Source organism: Algoriphagus sp. 4150 (genome assembly GCF_031457395.1).
Classification (GTDB): Bacteria; Bacteroidota; Bacteroidia; order Cytophagales; family Cyclobacteriaceae; genus Algoriphagus.
The window spans coordinates 112,016-135,755 of the sequence record NZ_JAVDWS010000003.1; the positions used below are offsets into that span (position 1 = coordinate 112,016).

At 42.1% G+C, this 23,740-nt stretch carries 23 protein-coding genes; 9 read left to right on the forward strand and 14 right to left on the reverse strand.

The window, feature by feature from the left end; all coding sequences use genetic code 11:
- Window positions 1-107 precede the first annotated feature (107 nt).
- Window positions 108-443, forward strand: coding sequence for a type II toxin-antitoxin system RelE/ParE family toxin (locus J2X69_RS06610; RefSeq protein WP_310100427.1), 336 nt, complete (start codon window positions 108-110; stop codon window positions 441-443).
- Window positions 444-447: 4 nt separating this feature from the next.
- Complete coding sequence (locus J2X69_RS06615; protein WP_310100429.1) at window positions 448-747, forward strand: helix-turn-helix transcriptional regulator; 300 nt, start codon at window positions 448-450, stop codon at window positions 745-747.
- A gap of 310 nt (window positions 748-1,057) precedes the next feature.
- On the opposite strand, the gene J2X69_RS06620 is transcribed toward J2X69_RS06615, so the two are convergent.
- The 8 genes from J2X69_RS06620 to ettA all read right to left on the reverse strand — a co-directional run bounded on the left by J2X69_RS06620 (window position 1,058) and on the right by ettA (window position 10,652).
- Entirely contained in the window at window positions 1,058-2,575 is a 1,518-nt protein-coding gene (locus J2X69_RS06620; protein WP_310100431.1) for a MutS-related protein, read from the reverse strand.
- A gap of 117 nt (window positions 2,576-2,692) precedes the next feature.
- The gene (locus tag J2X69_RS06625; RefSeq protein WP_310100435.1) at window positions 2,693-3,811 is read right to left on the reverse strand and encodes a hypothetical protein; all 1,119 of its coding nucleotides are present in this window, start codon (window positions 3,809-3,811) and stop codon (window positions 2,693-2,695) included.
- Between the two features lie 633 nt (window positions 3,812-4,444).
- A complete protein-coding gene (locus J2X69_RS06630) occupies window positions 4,445-4,663 on the reverse strand; it encodes a hypothetical protein (RefSeq protein ID WP_310100439.1) in 219 nt (72 codons plus the stop codon).
- Window positions 4,664-4,741: 78 nt separating this feature from the next.
- Entirely contained in the window at window positions 4,742-4,954 is a 213-nt protein-coding gene (locus tag J2X69_RS06635; RefSeq protein WP_310100442.1) for a hypothetical protein, read from the reverse strand.
- A gap of 4 nt (window positions 4,955-4,958) precedes the next feature.
- A complete protein-coding gene (locus J2X69_RS06640; protein WP_310100445.1) occupies window positions 4,959-7,148 on the reverse strand; it encodes a peptidase domain-containing ABC transporter in 2,190 nt (729 codons plus the stop codon).
- On the reverse strand, window positions 7,145-7,681 hold the full coding sequence (locus tag J2X69_RS06645; protein ID WP_310100448.1) for a TlpA disulfide reductase family protein: 537 nt from the start codon (window positions 7,679-7,681) through the stop codon (window positions 7,145-7,147). The genes J2X69_RS06640 and J2X69_RS06645 overlap by 4 nt, the downstream gene beginning before the upstream one ends.
- A 14-nt stretch (window positions 7,682-7,695) precedes the next feature.
- Window positions 7,696-8,325: a hypothetical protein gene (locus J2X69_RS06650; RefSeq protein WP_310100450.1), complete on the reverse strand. Its 630-nt coding sequence runs from the start codon at window positions 8,323-8,325 to the stop codon at window positions 7,696-7,698.
- 647 nt (window positions 8,326-8,972) lie between these two features.
- A complete protein-coding gene (gene ettA / locus J2X69_RS06655; RefSeq protein WP_310100452.1) occupies window positions 8,973-10,652 on the reverse strand; it encodes an energy-dependent translational throttle protein EttA in 1,680 nt (559 codons plus the stop codon).
- A 132-nt stretch (window positions 10,653-10,784) separates the two neighbouring features.
- On the opposite strand from ettA, the gene J2X69_RS06660 reads away from it, so the two are divergent.
- Entirely contained in the window at window positions 10,785-12,032 is a 1,248-nt protein-coding gene (locus J2X69_RS06660) for a DUF349 domain-containing protein (RefSeq protein ID WP_310100454.1), read from the forward strand.
- Between the two features lie 78 nt (window positions 12,033-12,110).
- On the forward strand, window positions 12,111-12,332 hold the full coding sequence (locus J2X69_RS06665) for a DUF2795 domain-containing protein (protein ID WP_024284896.1): 222 nt from the start codon (window positions 12,111-12,113) through the stop codon (window positions 12,330-12,332).
- A gap of 257 nt (window positions 12,333-12,589) precedes the next feature.
- Here the strand turns inward: J2X69_RS06665 and J2X69_RS06670 are convergent, their stop codons facing one another.
- The 5 genes from J2X69_RS06670 to queA form a co-directional block, all read right to left on the reverse strand.
- A complete protein-coding gene (locus J2X69_RS06670; protein ID WP_310100474.1) occupies window positions 12,590-13,318 on the reverse strand; it encodes a LytTR family transcriptional regulator DNA-binding domain-containing protein in 729 nt (242 codons plus the stop codon).
- Entirely contained in the window at window positions 13,315-14,355 is a 1,041-nt protein-coding gene (locus tag J2X69_RS06675) for a histidine kinase (protein WP_310100477.1), read from the reverse strand. The genes J2X69_RS06670 and J2X69_RS06675 overlap by 4 nt, the downstream gene beginning before the upstream one ends.
- 30 nt (window positions 14,356-14,385) lie before the next feature.
- A complete protein-coding gene (locus J2X69_RS06680; protein WP_310100480.1) occupies window positions 14,386-15,213 on the reverse strand; it encodes a LiaF transmembrane domain-containing protein in 828 nt (275 codons plus the stop codon).
- Window positions 15,214-15,339: 126 nt separating this feature from the next.
- Window positions 15,340-16,032 (reverse strand): 2-C-methyl-D-erythritol 4-phosphate cytidylyltransferase, encoded by a 693-nt coding sequence (locus J2X69_RS06685; protein ID WP_310100484.1) that lies wholly within the window; start codon window positions 16,030-16,032, stop codon window positions 15,340-15,342.
- 353 nt (window positions 16,033-16,385) lie between these two features.
- Window positions 16,386-17,435, reverse strand: a complete 1,050-nt coding sequence (gene queA, locus J2X69_RS06690) for a tRNA preQ1(34) S-adenosylmethionine ribosyltransferase-isomerase QueA (RefSeq protein ID WP_310100486.1) — start codon at window positions 17,433-17,435, stop codon at window positions 16,386-16,388.
- Between the two features lie 116 nt (window positions 17,436-17,551).
- Between queA and J2X69_RS06695 the strand changes: the two genes are divergently transcribed.
- Window positions 17,552-18,799, forward strand: coding sequence for an ABC transporter permease (locus tag J2X69_RS06695; RefSeq protein ID WP_310100489.1), 1,248 nt, complete (start codon window positions 17,552-17,554; stop codon window positions 18,797-18,799).
- Between the two features lie 87 nt (window positions 18,800-18,886).
- Here the strand turns inward: J2X69_RS06695 and recA are convergent, their stop codons facing one another.
- The gene (recA, locus tag J2X69_RS06700) at window positions 18,887-19,927 is read right to left on the reverse strand and encodes a recombinase RecA (protein ID WP_310100492.1); all 1,041 of its coding nucleotides are present in this window, start codon (window positions 19,925-19,927) and stop codon (window positions 18,887-18,889) included.
- A 179-nt stretch (window positions 19,928-20,106) separates the two neighbouring features.
- Here recA and J2X69_RS06705 point away from each other — a divergent pair, with 179 nt between their 5' ends.
- The 4 genes from J2X69_RS06705 to J2X69_RS06720 all read left to right on the forward strand — a co-directional run bounded on the left by J2X69_RS06705 (window position 20,107) and on the right by J2X69_RS06720 (window position 23,609).
- Window positions 20,107-20,898: a DUF3108 domain-containing protein gene (locus tag J2X69_RS06705; RefSeq protein WP_310100495.1), complete on the forward strand. Its 792-nt coding sequence runs from the start codon at window positions 20,107-20,109 to the stop codon at window positions 20,896-20,898.
- Between the two features lie 151 nt (window positions 20,899-21,049).
- Window positions 21,050-21,742 (forward strand): response regulator transcription factor, encoded by a 693-nt coding sequence (locus J2X69_RS06710; protein WP_310100498.1) that lies wholly within the window; start codon window positions 21,050-21,052, stop codon window positions 21,740-21,742.
- Complete coding sequence (locus J2X69_RS06715; RefSeq protein ID WP_310100502.1) at window positions 21,743-22,819, forward strand: ATP-binding protein; 1,077 nt, start codon at window positions 21,743-21,745, stop codon at window positions 22,817-22,819. It begins immediately after the preceding gene.
- Window positions 22,820-22,898: 79 nt separating this feature from the next.
- Complete coding sequence (locus J2X69_RS06720; protein ID WP_310100504.1) at window positions 22,899-23,609, forward strand: RNA pseudouridine synthase; 711 nt, start codon at window positions 22,899-22,901, stop codon at window positions 23,607-23,609.
- Window positions 23,610-23,740 lie beyond the last annotated feature (131 nt).

A 23,740-nucleotide genomic window follows, 5' to 3' on the forward strand; every position in this document is an offset into this window, starting at 1 on the left:
GGGAGAACCTCTGATTTTTGCGGATAGGGATCTGGTACAGATAAGTCAGAGTGCTTAAAAAAACCACAGTTTTGGAAAATGTTATCTTTTGAGATAACTTTGTAAATATGTTAAGAAACATAATTTTTTATGAAAACCACTTTATTGAATTTTATCAAAACCAGAATGATAAGGTTAAAAACAAGATTCAATACGTTTTTGAACTGATCAAGCAAGTGGAAAAGGTGCCGGAAAAGTTTCTCAAACATCTTGAAGGAACTAAAGGTTTGTTTGAAGTTAGAATAGAACACCATTCAAACATTTATAGGATTTTCTGCTGCTTTGATGAAGGAAGACTAGTTGTCCTTTTCAACGGTTTTCAAAAGAAGAGTCAAAAGACCCCAAAGAATGAAATAGAGAAAGCGGAGAGGTTAATGAAGGAATATTTTCAATCAAAAAAATAAGATCATGAAAGATTATAGCAAAGTCAAAACATTCGATGAACTGATTGAACTGGAACACGGAAAAATTGGAAGTGAAAGCAGAAATAAATATGAAGAAAATGTCCAGTTATTCATCATAAGTGAAATGCTGAAAGGAGCTAGAAAGGAAGCAAACCTCACCCAGGAACAATTGGCGGAAAGGGCGGGGACAAAGAAAAGTTATATCTCAAAACTTGAAAATGGAAAAGGAAATATCCAGTTGTCTACATTGATCCGGATTTTCGAACAAGGTCTGAATAAGAGAATTGGATTAACTTTCCTTTAAGAAAGCAATGGAATAACGCACGATATTCGTCTAGGCGACACCCGGCTGGGGGCTATATTGCATGGCCTAGCAAGGAGGCCAAAGAAGAATCACCGTGCTGAAGCTAAAGAAGTAGTGCGACCCCAGAATCCCCAACAACCTTTAAGCTGAGCGCTCGGAACCTGTCTGACGGGAAGACACAAGCAATTGGTATAATTCTCCATTAAACTTTTTTCAGCAAAAAAATGACTATCAAACAATTAACTCATTTACAATGCGTAAGATTTTACTGTAGCATCTGATTTCATTTTTCTTAGGCAGCTTCCTTCTTTCAGGACAACTTCCCTTTTATTCTATCCAAAACCTCTTCTGGATATCCCATATCCCTCAGCACGAAAACAGCATTGGTACTCTGCAAAACTCCTGTCCTGAGCAGGAAATCGTATTGATACTTACCGGCTATGTCTTCTCCGGTAAAATAGAAAAACATAAAATCCGGTACTCCATAAACCAACTCCAAATCATGGGTCGTGGCAATCACTATAGAATTCTCTTTGGCAAGTTGTTTTAGGACTTCTGAAGAAATCACTAGTCGCTCCCGACTATTTGTCCCTTTGAAAATCTCATCGATCAACAGCAAGTTGAAACTATCCCCTTTTTGGACTGAAAGCATTTGTTTCATTGTCTCTGCCTCACTGTAGAAATAACTTTTGTCACTTTCCAGGGCATCAACGGTCTGGATGGAAGAATAAATACGCAGCTTGGGAGTTGTCATACTCTCCGCAAAGACAGAATTAATGGTCTGCGCCAAAAGGCAATTCAAACCAATAATCCGAAGGAAGGTGCTTTTTCCTGACATATTTGCTCCGGTGATCAAAACGCCATTTCTGTCAATACGAATAGAATTTCGAATAGCATCTGAAAGTAAGGGATGAGCCATCCCCTTGCCAACTATTTCCTGCGAATCGCTCTCTTTAGGTAAAGTGATCGATGGATCTGAGTTCCGAAGATTCGAAATGGATAGTGCAAAATCCAAATAGGCAACGTAATCAAAATTCTCTTCTATCACACTTCGCTTCTCTCTAATTTCATTCAGAATTGAATAATAAAGAAGAGTTTCGATCAGAAAAGCGGCTTTGATTAATTCAGTTATATAGCCAACCAATTCGGCCAGTTCCCCAAACCCTTTCATCCTAGGTTTAAGCACGGATGCCTTGAAGATGAGTGATCCTACTTTTTCGATTTCGGGCTGTGTCGGCAAGAAGATTTCTTGTTTTTTTGATTCTTTCAGAATGATCTGCGATATAGCTAACATTTCTCCTAGCTGGCCAAATGTCCTTGACTCAAGAGAAACGGTCAGTTTGCTCCAATAATGGATAAAGAAATTGCAGGTGATCACCAGTATCGCCGGTAAAACCATCCATTGCATGAAAAATGACGAGATCACGCAAATAACAGAAAGCCCCGATAGGATGTAAAATAAGATGATAAACCAGGGGGGTTTCGCTGTCTCTCGTTGAAAAACATTACACAGAAAATAGGAATCATTCTTAGCTAGACCTTCTAGCTTACTTGTCAAAAATGATTCAAAGCCCGGACTTTTCTTAAATACCTCAATCGTGGATTCTAAGCTCTTATCTACTAAAGGTCCCTGCTTTACCAATCGAAGCGAGGAATACAGGTACTGCTGCCCATACTTGGTTAGGGTGTGATCGATCCTGAAAAAAACCTCATCCATCCCCAGATCATTCCAAAGCTTGGAAGAAATATCTTGATAGAAACCTGCTTTGTCAGTTTGATGATAGTACTTACTGATTCTGTCAAAATCCTGACCGCCTGATTTCCCCATAAGCTTCGATGATTAACTATTTTCAAATTTCAAGTGCCAAAAGATAATTAATTTATAATAAGAGCCTTGCCTGGGGATAGACCAGTAACGAAAATCGAAATGAAAAAATTTAGAGCACTAGCTCTCCTCTCTCAACTCAAAAATATAATAGCACTGATAGTCCTTTTCATAGTCATGAAGTTCGGCTTGATCGCCGGTTTGCAAGTACCTCCTTGGCCCTACATTGAGTTTTAGCCTTCCGGGAAATGTCCATTGTATCGGTTTGCCCAATTGCTTTCCGTCCTTGATATAGTAGAAAAATCGCTTCTTTGAAGCCGCCTCTGCCTTATATTGTTCTTCATCCGGATTTTCGAAAACCAGATTGGGATCCGCTCCTGTTCTGTAGCCTATAAGCATTTCATCTCCATAGCCCACCATTTCATCAAATGCTCCCCCCATGACATGGTTCTGTGTCCGGTATTCTTTTACCGTGGTGTAAGATGCATCAGTCATTGGAATGTCAATCAGTTGATCAGGTTTGATACGATCCAACTTTATTTTGTTGACTGTTTTAAAACCGTCGTTTGGGTCTAACTGATACAACGTAGCATCTCCGTACAAAATAGTTGAAATGTAACGGGACTTGGAATCTGAGAAAAACACAAGCTTATCCATAGAAGGATAGAACTGCCCTGACCTAAACTTGCTGTTCTCATCCAACTTCCCTCCCTTCTTCACCTCCCCAGTCTGAATATCCATCAGATGGACTAGGGTAAGCGTGTCGTAGTAATCCACCGGATAGGGCTGCAAATACCCATCATTCAGATTGGCCACTGCACTTAATTTCCCATCAGCAGACCTGAACGTACTGAGATTATCCAGTGAAAAGTGCACCAACCGGGCCCGTACTCCCTGTGCAAAAGGAAACCGCCTTTTCTGCTTCAGATTCAAATCGTAGACAAAGGCTTCCCCCTCAGAAATAAATAGAATCTCATCTTCTACAAACCCTGCCCTTACCAGCACTAGCCCAAAGGCATCAGGTCCCTCCGAGAGTTTATTTTCAGCCAAAACCTCTCCCAATTTATTGACCACAAAATAATGCCCATCCATACTGACTTGTTTCACCAGCAGGTATAGTTCCTTTTCATGATGGTAATCAAGCACACGTACAGGCTCCAGAATATCTATGACCAACGAGTCTACTTTTACCAGTTCAAATTCACGGTCAGAAAATACGTGTGGCTGATTTTTCCCCACAGGAAATCAAGAGTCCCAGCAGGCAAAACGAAAGAGAAAGAACCTTCATTTGATTATATTTTTAGCCAATCTACTAAAATTTAGTAGGACATAAAATCCCCATTTCATCATAAGGAAAAAGAGACCGGAGCAGCAAACTAAAATCTCATTACCGAACTGCTAAAAAGTGTAAGGGCATTTCCAAAAACCTAACACCACCTTTGGAAACTCTTGATACCAAACAAAGCCAATTAAAAATTGGTGAAGATATGAGGGTGGAATTACAAATTCCACCCAGACCAAACTGACATTAAATTACACCTAGAGATGGCAGTTAAACCCTGAAAATCATAACAAAGGCAAGCTTTCGGTCAAAGCCCACCACACTTTTTAAGATTCATCTTTGCCCACAAAAGGGACTTATTTGAATCCGTTCTTAATTTGGAAGTACGAAAACATAGTTCCTGCAAAAAAACTAATAGACAGAAAAACAAAAGCCAATATTGATATGAATTCATCGGAGGTCGACGTAATCAGGAAATCATTTTTCCAAAAAAGATAAATCAGGAAACCTGTAGAAAACCCCAGCATAACACAATTAAATATCAAACGTTTCATTTTAATTTATATTTTTTATTTGTCTAGAAGTCTGAATCAATTAAAAAAGCAGTCTCCCGCAGATAAGCCAGTGCCTATTCCCGCAGCCATTGCCTGTGTCATCAGCCAACCTGTTGCTGCTAAACTTAGTCCTCCTGTTGCTGGAGTTGCAATGATTAATGCCGCAATTCCTATTCCTCCAGCCACCATTCCAATACATCCCGGCATACTCCCCCCGCTCACCATTTCCATTTTTCCAATACTTAACTCTTTCATAGTTCTTGTTGTTTAAAGTTAGAAATTTGATTAACTAATACCTAAACTTAAATCCAATCCACTGCAATTTCCTTGCAGTCAATCACTTTTCTTATTAAAAAAATAGCTTTTTTTCTCTTTACTATAACTAATTTCCTTATTTAAGGTAAGACGCAGGTCATCCAGTAGAATATATATCATACGCTCCTTCAAACCCAGTTTGCTGGCCAGTTCTTTCGGACTCCCAGTCTTCTCCTTTTCAATCAGCTCTATAAGCAACTTCGTCCGTTCGTAGTATTTCAATCCTCCCATAATCTTAGCTGTTTGGTTGAAGTAGTTGGTTGATCGCTCTGCTGTAGGCATTTTCATTGTGCATGAGTTCTTCATGCCTTCCTGAATGGATAATCCTTCCTTCTTTCAACAGAAGGATTCTATCTGCTCTGGCTGCTAATGTCGGTTGATGGGTAATCAACAGCAGGCCGGCTTTTCTCTGGCGGATATATTTTCTAAGCAATCCGAGCAACTGATCTTCCAACTCAAAATCCATGGCTGCGGTAGCCTCATCGAGAATCAGGATCTTTGGCTGTCTGACAAGTGCCCGTACTATCCCCACCAGCTGACGCTGCCCACCGGAGAGGTTTCGTCCATCCTCTCCACAAAGGCTCATCACGCCTTGTGGCAATCCTAGAAAAAGCCCCCAAACCCCCAACTCTTCACCTACCTTAGCAATCCGCTCTAGCTCTTTCGGATCGCTACTCATTGCGATATTATCAAAGACCGTGGAATTGAATATTTTCTCCTTTTGATTGACTACGCCCAGTGTACTTCGCCATTGGGACAAGGAATACTCACTAGCAGGATAGCCGTTCAATTTGATCTCTCCCGACTCAGGACTATAAAACCGCTGAATCAAATCCACCACGGTACTCTTCCCTGTTCCAACCGGAGCAAATAGCGAAATATGTTCTCCAGGCTGGATAAGAAAGCTCACCTCCTTTAGAATTTGGCTTCTACCCGGATATCGAAAACTTACTTCATCCAATTCAAGTAAAGGAGCTTTTGCGGAATTTCCCTTTTCGACATTTAAATTTTCCTCGGTCTCGGTTTCCAAACCTGCAATTTCAAAAAGCCGGTCAAAAGCCACCTTGGCCTCCTGAAACTGTATATTGGCGACCACCAACCCTGCTACTGCCGGAATGGTCGTACTGCCTACGGAAATCAATGCCATCAATTCACCTAAAAGTAACTCTCCATCAAAAATCAGATAAACCCCGGTACCGAACAGCAAGCTGAGAAAGATTGCCACGATCAACTGTGTCCAAAAAGAAAAGCTGTTACCAATGATCGCCAGTTCGTAGCCTTTGCTCTGATATATGCCATAGACTTGCTCGATCCGATGCTGATATTCTGCTTCCTTTCCGTAGGATCTCAGTACATGCATCCCCGTCAGACTATCCACGTATTGGCTTTCGTTCTGAGCGTGTGCAGCCATGACTTCTTTTTGCTTTGCCAAAATTGGACCATTATATCTCCAACCTGCAATCAAAAAGCTCAATACACCACCCAGACAAATCCAGCCTATCAACAAGGATTGGTAAAACACAAATGCAAGGGAAACGATCACCACAAGTAGATTGATAATCACTGTTCCCGTAATTAGCGAGACGGTATTTCTTATCCTCAAAGAATCGTTCATTCTCGCAATCAAATCCCCTGTGCTATACCCTCTAAAGTAGCTCATCGGCAATTTCAAAATCCGCTGTATAAAAGAGGACACTATCCGCACGTTCAGATCCCGCCCCTGCCTCGCCATAAAAACACCTTGGACATATCCCAAAACTGCCCGAAACCCCAAGAGAACGCAAAGCGCAATGACTCCGAACAGGGCTTTCTCATAAGCCTGATTAGGTAAAAAATCATCAATCAGCCGCTGGGAAAAAATGGCAGTAGAAAGACCCGTGATAGCCATCAAGCCACCTAAGACAGTGGCCACTACTAAAATTGGTATATCTTCTTTGATCAGCGACACAAACCAGCCCCTTTTGGCTTGGGACAAAGCAGTTTTCTTTTGAAACGATTCAGTAGGTTCAAGCCGAAGCAATATCCCCGATTTCCATTGTTCCGCCAGTTCGGAATCTGTTAGTCCTAAAATTCCTACACCCGGATCACTTACCCAGTGTTTTTCCTCAGCAAACCCAAAATAGACAATGTAATGTTCCCAGTTTTGGTCTTGAACCACATGCAAAATAGCCGGACCGGATAGTTCTGCCAGATGATGTTTTTCAGCCTCAAATCCTTTAGCTTCGTACCCAATCTTTTGCGCAGCTTGGATCAATCCAAGTAAGGTCGTACCACTTTGGGTAGTTCCGCTAATATCCCTGAGTTTTTCCTGGGAAAATTCAGCTCCATAATAATTCGAAATCGTACAGAGACAAGCTAAGCCGCAGGCATATTCCCCCAACTGAGCTACATGATATTTCTTAAGCTTTTTTGGAGAAAAAATCATGGTGTGGTCTCCCTTCCTTGGTTAAGTTTTTCAAGAATCAGATCAATCTTCAAAGGACCGGTATAATTCTCTACAAGACTACCTGCACTGTTGTATAAAAACAAAGCAGGAACACCTTTGACCCCATAATAACCTGCTACCTCCATTTCCGAATCAATTAAAAAATGTACATTTTCACTGCTACCCAATCCCAATTCTTTAATAAATCCCAAGATTTCTTCCAGGGGTTCAACTGTCACAAAAATTAAATTGTACGCTTCAAATTCTGTGATCCGTTTGGATATTGAGCTCAATTCCATCTGGCAGATTTCACAGCTAGAGTTAAAATACATCAAAAGGGTAGCTCTATCCGCGGCTCGTTTTTCCAACGAGTGGAAATTACCCTCTGTATCTTTCAGCGTGAAATCAGGAATTTGAGAGATCTGTTCTTGGATTATTCCTTTTTGTTTGTCTTTTTTCAAAATTGAATACCCCAAGTAGGCAATCGCCGAAACTAGAATCAGAGTAAGAAATAACAAGATAATTTTACGCATAGCTTTAAAAATTATTAAGTGAAGTTGAGCGTTAAAAAGAGGATCAAAACCAGCCAGAAAATCAAGGTAAATAAATATGATGTAAGTACCACTTTGGCACTGTCACCCCAGGGAAGCACTACTTCCTGCTTGAAAAAATACACCAGCAAGAAGCAATAAGCCAACTCAAAAAGATTGACCAATTGAAGAGGATAGATCAGTAAGCTATTGAGTTCACCGAGATCAAAAAGTCCCAAAACAGAAAGAGGATAGAATACAGCAAACTCATTGTAAGTAAAATCTCCGGCAGATACAATTACAACTTTAACCAACCCTGCAATCACCAAGATGCTCTCTGCGAAAACTGCCACTTTGAAAAGTCCGGCTAAATTGGCTCCCTTATGAAGGTTGGCAAAGAAAAGCCCAGCATACAGAATTAGTGCTATTAAGCAACACTTCACGAGCAAAAGCAAAAAGGTAAACAACACGCTGAATTTATTCCAATAGCGCATATCCTCCAGCGCATCCAACAAGACATTCTCCGGAATCTCCATCTCGGTTTGCTCCGCAAAAGCATTGAGCACCATCCCTTCCACATCCAGCAAAAAGTAGGAAATCAGGAATAAACTGAGCGAATAAAAGACAAGCAGTAAAAGTATTCTCATAAAAACCGGTTATGGAAAAAGAAGAATTAAGAACAATAATTAAAATCTGATTTAAAAAAACAATAATAGCTTAGTTCAATTAAATCTTGGATTAATTCAAAAAATAACAAAAACAAGTAATATCAAAATGTAATTTCTCCAACCACTGCTTTTCGAGATATCTTTAAAATATAATTTTTAAAATACCCGAAAAACAACCGTCAATTTTTTCTTAAAATTTCAAAAAAACCCATAAGCCCAATTTATCAATCAACTTAAGCCCTTCTCCCTCAACTTATAAATATAATAGCACTGATAGTCCTTTTCATACTCATGAAGTTCGGCTTGATCGCCGGTTTGCAAGTACCTCCTTGGTCCTACATTGAGTCTTAGCCTTCCGGGAAATAAAAAGCGTATCATAAGGGCTAGCGACAACTAATCCCTTACATAAAAAACATTCATGAACTAGGGTTTCACAAACGGAAATGAAAGAAAAACTTCCTTTTCGTGTAATCCGCGCTGATCTGCGTCTTTATCTGCGAAATTCTGCGGGAACTATTTTAGACTTTCAGAAAAAAGCCCACCTAGTATCAACTAACTAAATGGGCTCTTCAACAGCTTAACTATGATCAAAAGTAAAACCTTCGAGGTCTTGAAGACCTCAAAGGTTACTTCAAATTCTTATACCGGATCCTCTTCGGCTCTACATCTCCAAGTCGTTTCTTTTTATTCTCTTCGTAGTCGGAGAAGTTTCCTTCAAACCACACCACTTGAGAATCTCCCTCAAATGCCAGGATATGCGTACAGATTCTATCCAAGAACCATCTGTCGTGGGAGATGACCACTGCACAGCCACCGAAGTTTTCCAAAGCTTCTTCCAGCGCACGAAGGGTATTCACGTCCAAGTCATTGGTAGGCTCATCAAGCAGCAATAGATTTCCGCCCTCTTTCAGTGTCAATGCCAAGTGAACTCTGTTGCGCTCCCCACCGGAAAGCACACCCACTTTTTTCTCCTGATCTCCTCCACCAAAGTTAAACTTGCTCACATAAGCACGTGCATTCACTTCTTTATTGCCCAGCATCATCAGTTCATTTCCTTCGGAAATCGTCTGATAAACCGTTTTATTCGGATCAAGGGCATCGTGGCTTTGATCCACGTAAGCCAACTGTACCGTTTCCCCAACTTCGAAATTACCTGCATCAGGTTTTTCCTGCCCGGTGATCAGTTTGAAAAGTGTGGATTTACCTGCGCCGTTTGGCCCGATCACACCGACAATTCCGCCTTGAGGCAGGGCAAAAGTCAAGTTTTCGAATAGTAGCTTATCTCCAAAGGCTTTCGAAACCCCATTTACTTCGATCACTTTCGCTCCCAGACGAGGTCCCGGAGGGATAAACAGTTCGAGCTTTGCTTCTCTTTCTTTGGATTCCTCTCCTACCAGTCGATCATAGGCACTCAAACGTGCTTTCCCTTTAGCCTGACGGGCTTTTGGTGTCATTCTGATCCATTCCAGCTCTCTTTCCAAAGTCTTCTGACGCTTGGATTCGGTTTTCTCTTCCTGCTTTAACCGATTCTGCTTCTGATCCAGCCAAGAGGAATAATTCCCTTTCCAGGGAATACCTTCGCCACGATCCAGTTCCAGAATCCACCCGGCCACATTATCCAAGAAATACCTATCGTGGGTTACCGCAATTACGGTTCCCTTATAATTCTGCAAGTGCTGCTCCAGCCAATGCACAGATTCAGCATCCAGGTGGTTGGTCGGTTCATCGAGTAGCAATACATCCGGCTCTTGGAGAAGTAAGCGACAAAGTGCCACCCGTCTCTTTTCACCACCGGAAAGATTGGCGACAAGGGCATCACTAGGCGGCAGTCTAAGCGCATCCATAGCTTTATCCAGCATCACATCAAGCTCCCAAGCGTTGGCTGCATCCAGCTTCTCCTGCACCACTCCCTGCTTCTCAATCAAGTCATTCATCGCGTCAGGATCTTCCATAAGTGCAGGATCCATGAATTTCTCATTGATTTCTTCAAATTCCTTCAACAAGGCGACTGTTTCCGAAACTGCCTCTTCCACTACCTCTTTCACTGTTTTGGTAGGATCGAGTTTTGGCTCCTGCTCCAGCATGCCTACAGTGTAGCCCGGAGACCAAACTACTTCTCCCTGAAACTCCGTATCCATTCCGGCGATTATTTTTAAGAGGGAGGATTTACCGGAACCGTTCAAACCAAGGACTCCGATTTTGGCTCCATAAAAAAATGAGAGGTAGATATCTTTGAGGACTTTTTTCTGTGGCGGATAAATTTTTGAAACTCCTGCCATGGAAAAGATGATTTTTTCTGAACTCATGCGTTATATTTTTACTTTAAAATTGCACTTAGGCATCAAAGATGGCAAAAAAACCGCTTTCTTAGGATAAGTGCTTTTGAATTAATTAATTTGCGGAAATTTGAAAACCGCCACCTAACCTACTGTAGAACAATGGAGCATCCGTATGGATATATCAAAGACAACAAAGTTTATTTGAGGGGTTTTTTGGGACAGGAAGACAGGGTAATCGGTGAAGTAAAAGAAGATGAGGCCTCTACACTCAAATATTTTGAGGAAAGATTTGAACAACTCAAAGAAAAAGTAGCCAAACTCAAGAATGATATTCAGGAAAATCAGAACAAAGGTTCTTTCCTGATGAAGCTCATTCACCTCAGAGAGTCTCTTATGCATTCCGATGCATTGGGGGATTTTGAGCCACTGATCAACGACCTAAGCCAACAAGAGGAGTACTTGAACGAGATTATTCAGGTAAATCGAGCCAAAAACCTTGAAGTAAAAAAAGGGTTGATTCTGGAAGCCGAAGAAAGAAAAGACGATACTGACTGGAAAGAAACCACTGAGTTTTACAAAGAGCTCAAACTTCGGTGGATCAAGACCGGTCCTGTGGACAAAGAAAATCAGGAAGAAGTCGAGAATACCTTCAATGCACTGGTGCAGTATTTCTTTGAAAACAGAAGACATTTCTTCGAGGGTCTCGCTCTTCAAGCTGAAGAAAACATCAAAATATACGAATCGCTGGTGGAGCAAGCCAGGGAAGCGCATGATTTCCCTGACGCCAAAATTGCATTCGATATCTCAAAGAAGATCCAACGCCAATGGAAAGAAGCAGGCAAGGTACCTGCCGAAAAGAGGCAGCCACTTTGGGATGAATTCTCCCGATTGAACAACCGTATTTTCTCCCGATATAAAAGAACGCTCCAGACCGGCCCGCAAATGAACCCTCGGGAGCTAATGAGGAAGATAGATACCTTGACAGAGGAAATCAAAGGATTGGCGGCTAAACCTACCTCCTATGAACTCATCGGTAGAGCTAAAATAATTCAGGAAGAATGGAGAAAACTTCCCCCGAGAAAACCAAGAGAGGCAAATTTGACGGTCAGGTCTTTCCAGTTCTTCTCGGATATCGTATTTGAAAAAGCATTCCTTGAAAAACTGGTTCATGGCAAATACCCTGACTTTGACGAGAAACCTGAAGCAGAGCAAACTCAGATAAAGGTTGCTTTATTGAAAGATTTATTGCGTAGAGATCAAACTGAGCTGGAAGCGGCACAAAACAATACGGAGAATTTCCGCGTTCAGTCAGCTGATTTTGATATTATGATGAAGAAAAAATTATTTGCTGTGAAGAGGAAAGTTGATGTCAAAAATTATATTTTGAAACAACTTTCTTTTAAATAGTCTGTACACCACTGAATATTTCAAAAAAAGAATAATTTTGCAACCCTTAAACTCCGGAACTCCTTTAAAATAAACATTATGTACTGGACACTCGAATTAGCATCCTATTTAGAGGACGCACCCTGGCCAGCCACCAAGGATGAATTAATTGATTATGCCATCCGATCCGGCGCACCAATGGAAGTAGTAGAAAATCTACAAGAATTAGAAGATGATGGCGAACCTTATGAGACCATCGAAGAGATTTGGCCTGATTACCCAACCAAAGACGACTTCTTCTTCAACGAAGACGAATATTAAATTTAAAGCCCTGAGAGATTCAGGGCTTTCTTCTTTTTTTCAAGTATCTAACCACCAGAACCTCCGTGGGTGTTTTTCTCATGTAGAAACGGTTATTGAAGCTTCAAGTTTGGTCTTCAGACTTGGTCCTACCATAATGAAGTCTCTTGACTTCTATTTCAATTTCACAACATAGCAGTCTGAAGACTGCATTTAGCAAGGCACAGCCAACCGCTGCGCCCCAGCCACTGCGACTGATCCCTGACCATTTCCACTCTCTACAATCCCAAGACCTGTCTCAGCCTAGAATATCCCGTCTTACTCACCGGCACTTTTAGACCATCTCTAAGTATAACCAGGTAATTATCCCGCTCATAAGGCTCTATTTTGGTGATCTCATTCAAATTAATCAGGTAAGATCTATGTACACGTACAAATCTGGCCGGATCCAGTGCTTCCTCCAGAGATTTCATCGTCATTTTCTTCAAGTATTTGCCGGTAAGTGTATGAATGGCTATGTAATCATCTTCGGCTTCGAAAAAACTCACCTCATGCGTAGGGATGATCTTGATTTCGTTCTTGACACGCACGACCAGACGGTTCCGCTTCTCTGCCAATTCATTCAGTTTGGGAGTGGATTCTTTAACTGCCCCTTGCTGCTGGGACAGAAATCGCTCTATAGCTTGGGCAAATCGCACTTGAGAGAATGGCTTGAGCAAGTAATCAATAGCCATCGCATCAAAAGCCTTCAAAGCATACTGATCAAAAGCCGTGGTGAAAATCACCGCCGGAGGTTCATCGAGCAGTTCCAGCATTTCGAAGCCGGTGATTTTAGGCATCTGCACATCCAAAAAAATCAAGTCGGGCTCATGCTCGTGGATGGCTTTAAGCCCCTGAAACCCATTCTGACATACTGCGGCAAGTTCAAACTGAGGGAAATCTGCTAAAAATTCCCGGACAATACCCGCTGCCAACGGCTCGTCGTCTATAATTAACGTCTTGATCATTTCTGTTGGGGGATTTTTAAAATTACGCTAAAAATCGAGTCTGTTGACTTAGATTCCAGCAGATCCTTTCTGCCAAAAAGCAAAAACAACCTGCGGTCCACCGAACTCAACCCAAAACCTGTTCCCTTGGGTGCAGCCATCTCCGGATCGAATGGATTCTCGATTTTGAGCATCAAATAGTTTTGTTCTTTGAACGCCTGAAGGGTTATCTTCACATCTTCGGTGATTCCGTACAGTCCATGTTTGATAGCATTTTCAAGTAAGGGCTGAATTAGAAGTTGTGGCAAGCGCATCTGCTTTACTTCGTCACTTACTTCAAATACCACCTCCAATCTATGTCCGAAGCGGACGTGCTCTATATCGAGATACATTTTAAGGTAACTCAATTCCTCTTCTAGGCTAACCCACTGCTGATGATCCTTTCGGATCGTCCCCCGCAGGAAATCTGAAAGCTGAAGCACCATCTCTCTGGCCTTCGCAGGCTGAGAAACAGTCAACGCACTGATAGAATTGAGACTATTGAACAAAAAATGAGGCTGAAGCTGCTGTCGCAGCTGGGTCAATTCAGCTTCTCTGGAGAGTTCATTCATCATAGCCTCTCTTTTCTGGGCTTCATCCTGCTGCTCTAACTTGGATACTACGATAGCAATCAACGCCACCAGAATCTCCGCCAAACTCAATATAGTCCAGCGAAGATAAAAATGGGATTTCAGGAAGACCACATACATCTCCTTATCAGAATACACCCACTTCAGCATGTATTGATGCCCTAAGACAGCCACAAAGCTAAACACTAGAGGCAATCCCAGGAGTAACCAATTGTTGCTCCCTTTCGGGATGTAGAAGCCGAAAACCCGGTCCAGCATAGTAACACCCATAGAAAAAAGCATGGCAAAAACCAATGAATCCACAATAGCGGTGGACTGGTCGACTCCGTAAAACAGGAGGAGCCCAAACGTACCAAGGAACCAGATTACTCCGGCTCCCTGGATGATCCAGTTACTTTTGGTTGGGTTGGAAAATGCTCTTGAAAACAAAAGTTTGGGGATTTACAGGATGGAATTTCGTTAATATGATTTGATTTCCAAACCGCCGAAGAAGACTGTTCCTCTTATCACCATGACCTTATCCGATTCTACCTCAGACTGACGATACACTCTTTTGTCTTCTACCCCTGCGGCTATGTTGGTGACTTCTACACGTACATCCCAATGAGGAGGCACCACCAGCTTGATAGCTCCGAATATCACATCTACCTGAAGTGTCACCATCCCTGAAAAATCAGACTGCGTAAGATCCAAATCAATCCCACCAAAAGCAGCTGTCAATTTTCCTCCCTGAAAATTCTTGGTAAGCATCCTCTTATTGATGCCGCTCATAATAGAATCAATAGAAACGCTGTCCGAATAACTTATGCCTGAGACACCTGACATGCCTGCGTAAGATTTATCCTTTGCGGACTCGTTGGTGAAGGAGGTTTTTTCTCCTTTATTGTAATCTTCGCTTGAGGTGGCCGAATAAGTCGATTTATGCTTTATTTTGTCCTGTATATCATTTAGCACTTGGTGTTCCCTTCGCTTCTTTGTGATCAGGTAGATCCCCACAAGAATCAATGCTATCGGAAATACAAACCGCTGAATGCCAAAATGAAAATTAAATTCCCGCTCTAACAGAAAGTATGTTCCCAAGCCTAGCATTATGATTCCAAAAAAACTTTTGAACTCATGCTTGACCAGTGTAATCACGCCTATCGCTATTAATATCATCGGCCACGAAAGCAGCCAATCGGGATAGAAAACATTAAGCTTTCTAAGTAAAATCAGGACACCTACAGCCAAGATTACAAATCCGAAGATCATGCCTCCATCATTGTTGTTTATACGATTTCGACTCATCATATTGTTATTTTATTGATGACCGAAAGTACAGAGAAGGGTAATCTCTAAAAACATACAAAAGGCCAATGCAATCCAAAAGTCGGTAAAGCCCACAAAAAAGTCGGTAAAATCCCGAAGGAAATCTTACCGATTATCCGATAGTTGCTTAGCTGCAAGAAATTCTGCGTACCCCATATCTTCAGGCGAGGTGAGTTTTATGTTTTCAGGGTTTCCCGAGATCAGGGTCACCTGCCAGCCTTGGTTTTCATAGACTGTAGCATCATCGGTAAACTGCTGAAGTTCCGTCACTGAAAAAGCTTTCTTGATTTTTTCCACTTGAAAAGTCTGTGGTGTCTGCACCAATCGAAAATATTGCCTCTCTTCGTAAAATGACTTTCCATTATCCGTAAGCTTTCTGATAGAGTCTTTTAATGCGATCACAGCAACGGCACTTCCGGACTTAGCGGCCACTTCAAAGCTTTCTGCAATAACCTTTTCCTCTACAAACGGTCTAACCCCGTCATGTATCGCTACTAACTTGGTGTCAGGATTCAGGGAATCCAATCCATTTCTCACCGATTGAAATCTGGAATTTCCCCCGGCGACCAAACGATGGGGAATAGTGAATTTATATTCCGCACATAGTTCCTTCCAGTACAAAAAATCATTTTCCGGCAATACCAGTATCAAATCAGTAGCCGGATCCACCCGATAGAAAACAGAGAGTGTTCGCATCAGTACCGGTTCCCCGGCTACGGGCAAATATTGCTTGGCAATAGGCCCACCCATTCGAGTACCTCTTCCTCCTGCTACCAGGATTGCAGCTTTGTTTGTCATAGTATTTTTGCGCAAAAGTAAGAATTCAGATTTCCCGGGGTTTTACTGCAAAGTTATATCTGTGTGAAGATACAAACTATGATGACTAGGTCTGCAAAAACGGGGATTAAAGCAAACTGCTTAAACATGGCTTCAACTTCGCTCTTCCTTACATCAAACCCTACGAAAACCTCCCTACACTCCCCCGTTAAAAGATATCCAGTAAAACCTCTCATGAATCGGCAACTTCACTACCTGGGATGAAAAAACCCGCCAAGTCCAGCTTCTGGAGAAGCAGGATAACTGCCACCTTTGTAAAACCTTTGTGTCCTCTGTCGTTAAACAAAAAAAGCTCCGTTTTGGAGCTTTCAGTATTAAAGGATCAACATTGCGTCTCCATAGGAGAAGAATCGATATTTCTCTTTGATGGCTTCTTTGTATGCTTTCATGATCAAATCATAGCCTCCAAAAGCTGCTGCAGTCATTAGCAAAGTTGACTCCGGCAGGTGGAAATTAGTGATCAGTGCATTTGCAATTTTGAATTCGTATGGAGGAATGATAAACTTATCCGTCCAGCCTGCACTGGCTTTCAATCGGCCGTTTGCAGTCACGGAGGACTCAATAGTCTTCAGGGAAGTGGTTCCTACAGCCACTACTCTCTTTTTGGCATCCAGTGATCTATTTACCAATTGCACCGTGCCGCTGGGGATTTCATAATTCTCCGAATCCATCTTATGCTTAGTCAGATCTTCCACGTCTACCTGACGGAAAGTTCCAAGACCAACATGCAAGGTAATAGGAGTCACATCCACACCTTGAAGTTCCAGTCTTTTCAGCAAATGAGGGGTAAAGTGCAAGCCGGCTGTAGGTGCAGCTACCGCTCCCACATTCTTGGCAAACACCGTTTGATATCTTTCTTTATCTTCCGCTTCCACTTTTCTTTCGATAAACTCCTTCAAAAGAGGGGTTTCACCAAGCGTATCGATCGTCTTATGGAATTCTTCTTCTGTCCCGTCAAACAGGAACCGAATGGTACGTCCTCTGGAAGTAGTATTGTCAATCACCTCTGCTACCAGGTCAGAATCACCAAAGTAGAGCTTGTTACCTACTCTGATTTTTCGGGCAGGATCTACCAAAACGTCCCATAATTTCAATTCGGCGTTTAATTCTCTCAATAGAAAAACTTCGATTTCTGCACCGGTTTTTTCTTTATTTCCGTATAGCCTAGCCGGGAAAACTTTAGTATCATTGGTAACAAAGACATCACCCTCACCGAAGTATTCGGTAATATCTTTGAAAACTCTGTGTTCAATTTCACCTGTATCCCGATGGAGAACCATCAATCTGGATTCATCCCGATTTGCTGCAGGATAAAGAGAGACTAGTTTTTTTGGAACGTCAAATTTGAAATCCGATAATTTCATAGGTAAGTTTTAGATGTCTTGAGTGATTTAGAATAACTCTAAAAAATGCAAAGATACTAACAATATCAGGCAATTTCAGCTAACTTAACAAATTGTTTTAAACCAACTTCATAGGCATGCTCTTTTTCAAACTCTCATGGGAAAGTTTTCGCTTTGCGATATCAGCATTGAAAACCAATCTAACCCGTACCATATTATCTCTTCTCGGAGTTACAGTGGGTATTTTCGCCATCATAGCTGTATTTACATTGGTCGATTCTTTGGAAAGCAATATTAAATCTTCCTTCTCATTTTTAGGCACCAATGTGATGAGAGTTGACAGATTTCCCTTTGCAAGCGGCCCGCAGGATTATCCTTGGTGGAAATATTTCCGCAGGCCTCCGGGCACTGTCGCCGAATATGAATTCTTGCAGCAAAGACTTACAGCTGCTGAAGCGGTCACTATTTCAGCATCAGCCACTACTACCGTCAAAGCCGGAAGCAATGCCTACCAAGGCATGTCTCTCACAGGGGCTGTTTATTCCTATCAGGATGTGTACGAGGTTGATTTGGAAGAGGGCAGATATTTCACCCAATCAGAAATCAAGGCTTCCAGAAACTTAGCTATCGTAGGAAGGAAAATCGCAAACACCCTCTATCCGCAACAAGATGTAATCGGAAAGCAGATCAAGATAAAAGGAATGAAATTCACCGTGATCGGGGTATTTGAAGAAGAAGGCGAAGGATTGTTTGACGCACCTTCCAAGGATGAGGCATGTCTGATTCCTTACGGGGCTTTTAATAAAATGTATTACACAGGAAGAAACGGCATGGAACCGACCATCGCAGTCAAAGGCTTGGAGGAGGATATAGGATTAGTAGCCTTAGAAAACGAAATGACGGGCTTACTTCGCGCCAAGAGAGGTTTAAGACCAAGAGATGAAGACAATTTCGCTTTGAATAAAACTGAATTTATTCAGAATGCCATCGGATCCATCTTTGATGTAATCTCAGTGGCAGGGTGGGTTATTGGAGGTTTTTCGATTCTGGTAGGAGGATTCGGTATAGCAAATATCATGTTTGTCTCGGTGCGGGAACGAACCAATATCATCGGCATTCAAAAATCTTTGGGAGCAAAAAATTACTTTATTCTGTTTCAATTCCTATTTGAATCCGTCTGCTTGAGCCTGATAGGAGGCATCACCGGAATATTCATTGTCTTCCTGCTGACCTTTATCCAACTGGGCAGCCTGGAAATAGTGCTTTCTCTTGCCAACATCATGCTTGGGCTCGGCGTATCCACTATCATCGGAGTAGTTTCAGGGATAGTACCTGCCACGCTCGCAGCACGAATGGATCCTGTAGAAGCGATCAGAACAACATAAAACAAGCGCAGTAAGCCATAAAATAAAAAGAGGGTGGTCATTCTGACACCCTCTTTTTTACTTTATACTCAGCGATAGTCCTGCGACTTATTCCTGCTCTACAACCTCACTTTCACTTACCCCTTTGGAGGAAGATAAGCCTGATGCAGATTTGATTTTTACCTCTAGCTCATCCATCAGCTCGGGATTATCAAGAAGTAGGGTTTTCACAGCCTCCCTACCCTGACCAAGCTTCTCCCCATTGTAAGAGAACCATGAACCGGCCTTTTTGATAATATCCAACTCTACTCCCAGATCAATTATTTCTCCCACTTTGGAGATCCCCTGCCCGTACATGATGTCAAATTCTACAACTTTAAATGGCGGAGCTACTTTATTCTTCACCACTTTCACTTTGGTTCTGTTACCTAGAATATTATCAGCACTTTCCTTGATCTGACCGATTCTTCGAATATCAAGCCTCACCGAAGCATAGAATTTCAAGGCATTACCACCGGTAGTAGTCTCCGGATTGCCAAACATCACACCGATCTTCTCACGCAGCTGGTTAATGAAGATACATGAACAGCCCGTCTTGTTGATCGCACCGGTAAGCTTACGCAAAGCCTGAGACATCAATCTGGCCTGAAGTCCCATTTTGCTGTCTCCCATATCACCTTCCAGCTCGCCCTTAGGCACCAAAGCAGCCACGGAGTCAATCACAATGATATCGATGGCGCCGGAGCGGATCAAATGCTCAGCGATTTCAAGTGCCTGCTCTCCGTTGTCAGGCTGGGAGATCAGAAGGTTTTCAGTATCGATTCCCAGTTTTTCCGCATAGCTTTTGTCAAACGCATGCTCTGCATCGATGAAGGCAGCTAAGCCACCTGCCTTCTGTGCCTCAGCAATACAGTGCAACGTCAATGTAGTCTTTCCTGAAGATTCCGGCCCATAAATCTCTATCACGCGGCCACGTGGAATCCCTCCTATCCCCAAAGCAATATCCAACCCTAGCGAGCCGGTAGAGATAGCGGGAATATCCACAACCTTGTTATCGCTTAGCTTCATTACGGTGCCTTTGCCGTAAGTCTTGTCCAGCTTGTCGATAGTCAGTTGCAGGGCTTTTAATTTTTCAGCGTTATTACTCATGCTTTTATTTTGTTAGAATCTATAGTTATATGAAAGTAAATAAACAGCAGTCTATAAGCAAGACGTGCGGTACTATTGTTTTGGACTGGCAAATTCGTAATTTTAATCGCCTTTCGGCACGTTTTTTCGTAATACCTATAGAATACCGCCCTTTTCGTCAGGTATTGTCATTAAAATTTATGAAAAGAATCTCCGGATTACTTATACTTCTTTTTTCCCTTACCCTATCGGATCTCGCAGCTCAAGGTCAAATAGGCAATCTCCCCTTTACTTTCGGAGAGGAATTGTCATTTGAAGTATCCTACGGATGGTTAAATCTTGCTGAAGCAAAAATGCATATTTCCAAAAGAGCCCAGGATCAGAATGACAAACCCCATCACAAGATTGACGTGTATGGCAAAACCAAAGGGGCTGCGACTATTTTTGGGAAGGTAAATGACAACTGGGGCACATACCTGGATGTAGAAACCATGCTGCCATCCTTATCCTACAGGCATATCGAAGAGGGGAAATATAGAAAGCACGAATTCGTCCACTTTGACCAGCCAAACAAGAAAGCTGTAATGAAGCTTTATGACAAAGAGAACAGGAACCTGAAAGAAACAAAGGACTTTGATTTGCCCGGTCAGGTACAGGATCTGGTCAGTGGTTTCTACTATTTGAGATCGCAAGATCTACGGAATCTAAAGGAAGGAGAAGCAATTGTAATCAGAGGATTCTTCGATAAAGAAATATATAACATAAAATTAATCTACGAAGGCACCGAAACACTGGACACCAAGCTGGGAAAGAAGGAAACGTACATTTTCTCACCCCAGTTGCCGAAGAACAAACTATTCAGGGGGGAATTCCCCGTGAAGGTGTGGGTCACAAAGGATCAGAACAAAATCCCTGTAAAAATCAAGGCAAATCTCTTCATCGGTTCATTGAATCTGGATATAACTTCAGCAAAAGGACTAAAGAACCCTTAATTCAAATTTTCATAATATAGCGGTAACATTGCCCTGGGAATGCGAAACAAAATGCCAGTATACCTACCAAATGGCAACAGCATACCATCTTTTATTTGGCATCAATCCTTAAATATTCCTTAATTTTAATGCAAACATTAAGAAATCACTGATGAGCGATAAGCAAAAAATCAAAGTTCTGGTAGTTGACGACGAACCTGATATTGTTGAAATCCTGAAATACAATCTTCTAAAAGAAGGCTACGATGTAGCCACAGCGGAAGATGGAATGAAAGCAGTAAAGACTGCTGCAAAATTTTTGCCTGATGTGATTCTACTGGACATCATGATGCCTCATCAGGATGGTGTAGAGACATGCCTGCAGATCAGACAGATTCCGGAACTCAAAAACACCTTCATAATTTTCCTCACGGCCCGTATGGAAGAATATTCCGAAGTGGCCGCATTTGATGTCGGTGCAGATGACTACATCACCAAACCTATCAAGCCTAGAGCATTGATGAGCCGGATTTCAGCCTTGTTTCGGCGTGAGTCCAAAAAAGAACAAGAGCAGATCCAGATTAAAATCAGAGATCTGGTCATTGATCGTGGAAGTTATACCATAGACAAGGCAGGGAAGACCATCATCCTCCCGAAGAAAGAATTCGAACTCTTGTATTTTCTGGCCAAAAACCCCAATATAGTATTCAGTAGAGACGAACTTCTTCAAAATATATGGGGAGCCGATGTTTTTGTGTTGGCCCGAACTGTAGATGTACACATCAGAAAAGTACGTGAGAAAATCGGAGAAGACTACATCACTACCGTAAAAGGAGTAGGCTATAAATTCGAATTAGGGCAATAGATGTTTACCACCTCCAGAGGAATTTCATTAATCCTGGCTTTAGCTATTTCAGCTCTGGTGGCAGCATTTTTATCCTTAGTGGAAGGAGCTACCCCAGTTCTCCTTTTTGTGGCGTGGGGGGTATCCTTTTCATCTGCATACCTGCTGATCTCATTCATGTTGGAATTTCTGATTTTCAAAGAAATCGGAGACATCTACTCGCTTTTGGAAAAAATCCAACGAAAAGACCTGTCTGAGATCAGTGAAAAAGGGAGGAAAGGTTCAATTTCTCCCTTGCGAAAGATCAATAAAGTCATCAACTCCTATGCGATCGCCCGACAAAAGGAAATTGACACACTTCAAAAAAATGCCGAATTCAGAAGAGAATTTATCGCGGATATCTCGCACGAATTAAAGACTCCGATCTTCGCTACTCAAGGTTATATCCATACCCTGCTAGATGGAGCTATCGATGACAAGCAGGTACGCATGAGGTTTCTGAAGCGTGCCGCCAAAAGTCTGGATTCGCTGGATGTATTGGTTCAGGACTTACTTACCCTGAACCAAATGGAAAGTGGAGTAATCAAGTTTAACTTCACCCAATTTGACCTCAAAGAACTCTTGGAAGAGGTCATAGAGGAGCTTGAGCACAAAGCTTCGAAGAGGGAAATGCACATACAGTTTGAGTTTGAGCCCAACAAAACATTTATCACCTCGGGAGATCGTCAGAAAATTTATCGGGTTTGTCAAAATCTCATTTTCAATGCCATGAAATACAATCACAATGGCGGAGAGGTGAGAATAGCCATGAAGACCCAGAAAAGTACTATTCAGGTGGACGTGCAGGATGATGGTCAGGGAATCCCCCCTGAAGACCTGAAGCGGATATTTGAGCGTTTCTACAGGGTAGAAAAAAGTAGAAACAAGAAAGAAGGGGGCACTGGGTTAGGACTAGCCATCGTGAAGCACATTCTCGAAGGCCACAAAAGCAAGATTTCCGTCAGTTCTACCGTAGGAAAAGGATCGATTTTCAGCTTCTCCCTTCCCTTAGTGAAAATAGACTCCCCCGAAGAAAAACTAAAAGCGGTAACTGGCTAAGAATAAAAGTAGGAGAAGTTTTTTAGCCATCCATTTTTATCCTACTTTTGCAGCCTCAATTGAAGAGGCAGGAGAATCCATGAAGAAAGTAGATTTTGACAATCTTATTCTGTTAGAAAACGAGGATTACCTGGTAATCAATAAACCGCCGTATCTATCAAGCTTAGACGATAGGCACGAAGCGCAGAACATCCTAGACCTAGCCAAGGCACACACCCCCGATTCACAACTGTGCCACAGATTGGACAAGGAAACTTCAGGATGTCTAGTGATTGCCAAGAATCCAGCGGCCTACAGGCATTTGGCTATGCAGTTTGAAAGCAGAAAAGTAAACAAAGTCTATCATGCGGTGGTAGAAGGGATCAAGGAATTCAGCAATGAGCTGGTGGACCGAAATCTTTTGGCCAACAACAAAGGAATCGCCAAAGTAAGTAAAGAAGGCAAGCCTGCGAAGACGATTTTCAACACGTTGAAGACGTACTACGCCCATACCTTAGTCGAGTGCAAGCCCATCACGGGAAGACTGCATCAGATCAGGGTACATTTGGCTTACCTGAAGTCTCCCATTTGCGGAGACACTTTATATGGAGGCAACCCTTTGTATCTTTCTTCTATCAAGCGTCGCTTCAATTTAAAAAAAGAGACAGAAGAATTACCAATTATGCAGCGAGTTTCGCTTCATGCTTATTCGATTGGATTTGAGGGTTTGGACGGTACGGAAATATTCGTAAATGCGCCTTATCCGAAGGATTTCAAGGTTTTGGTCAATCAATTGGAGAAAACCGGCTGAGAAATCCAGATCGAGAAAGCGGTGGAAACAACCGAAAATGCATAGTGGTAAAATGCTAAGCCTGTGAAAATTAGGACTTAGTCTTGGAAATATTTTGCATCAAAAATAAAATACTCCTATCTTTGTGTCCC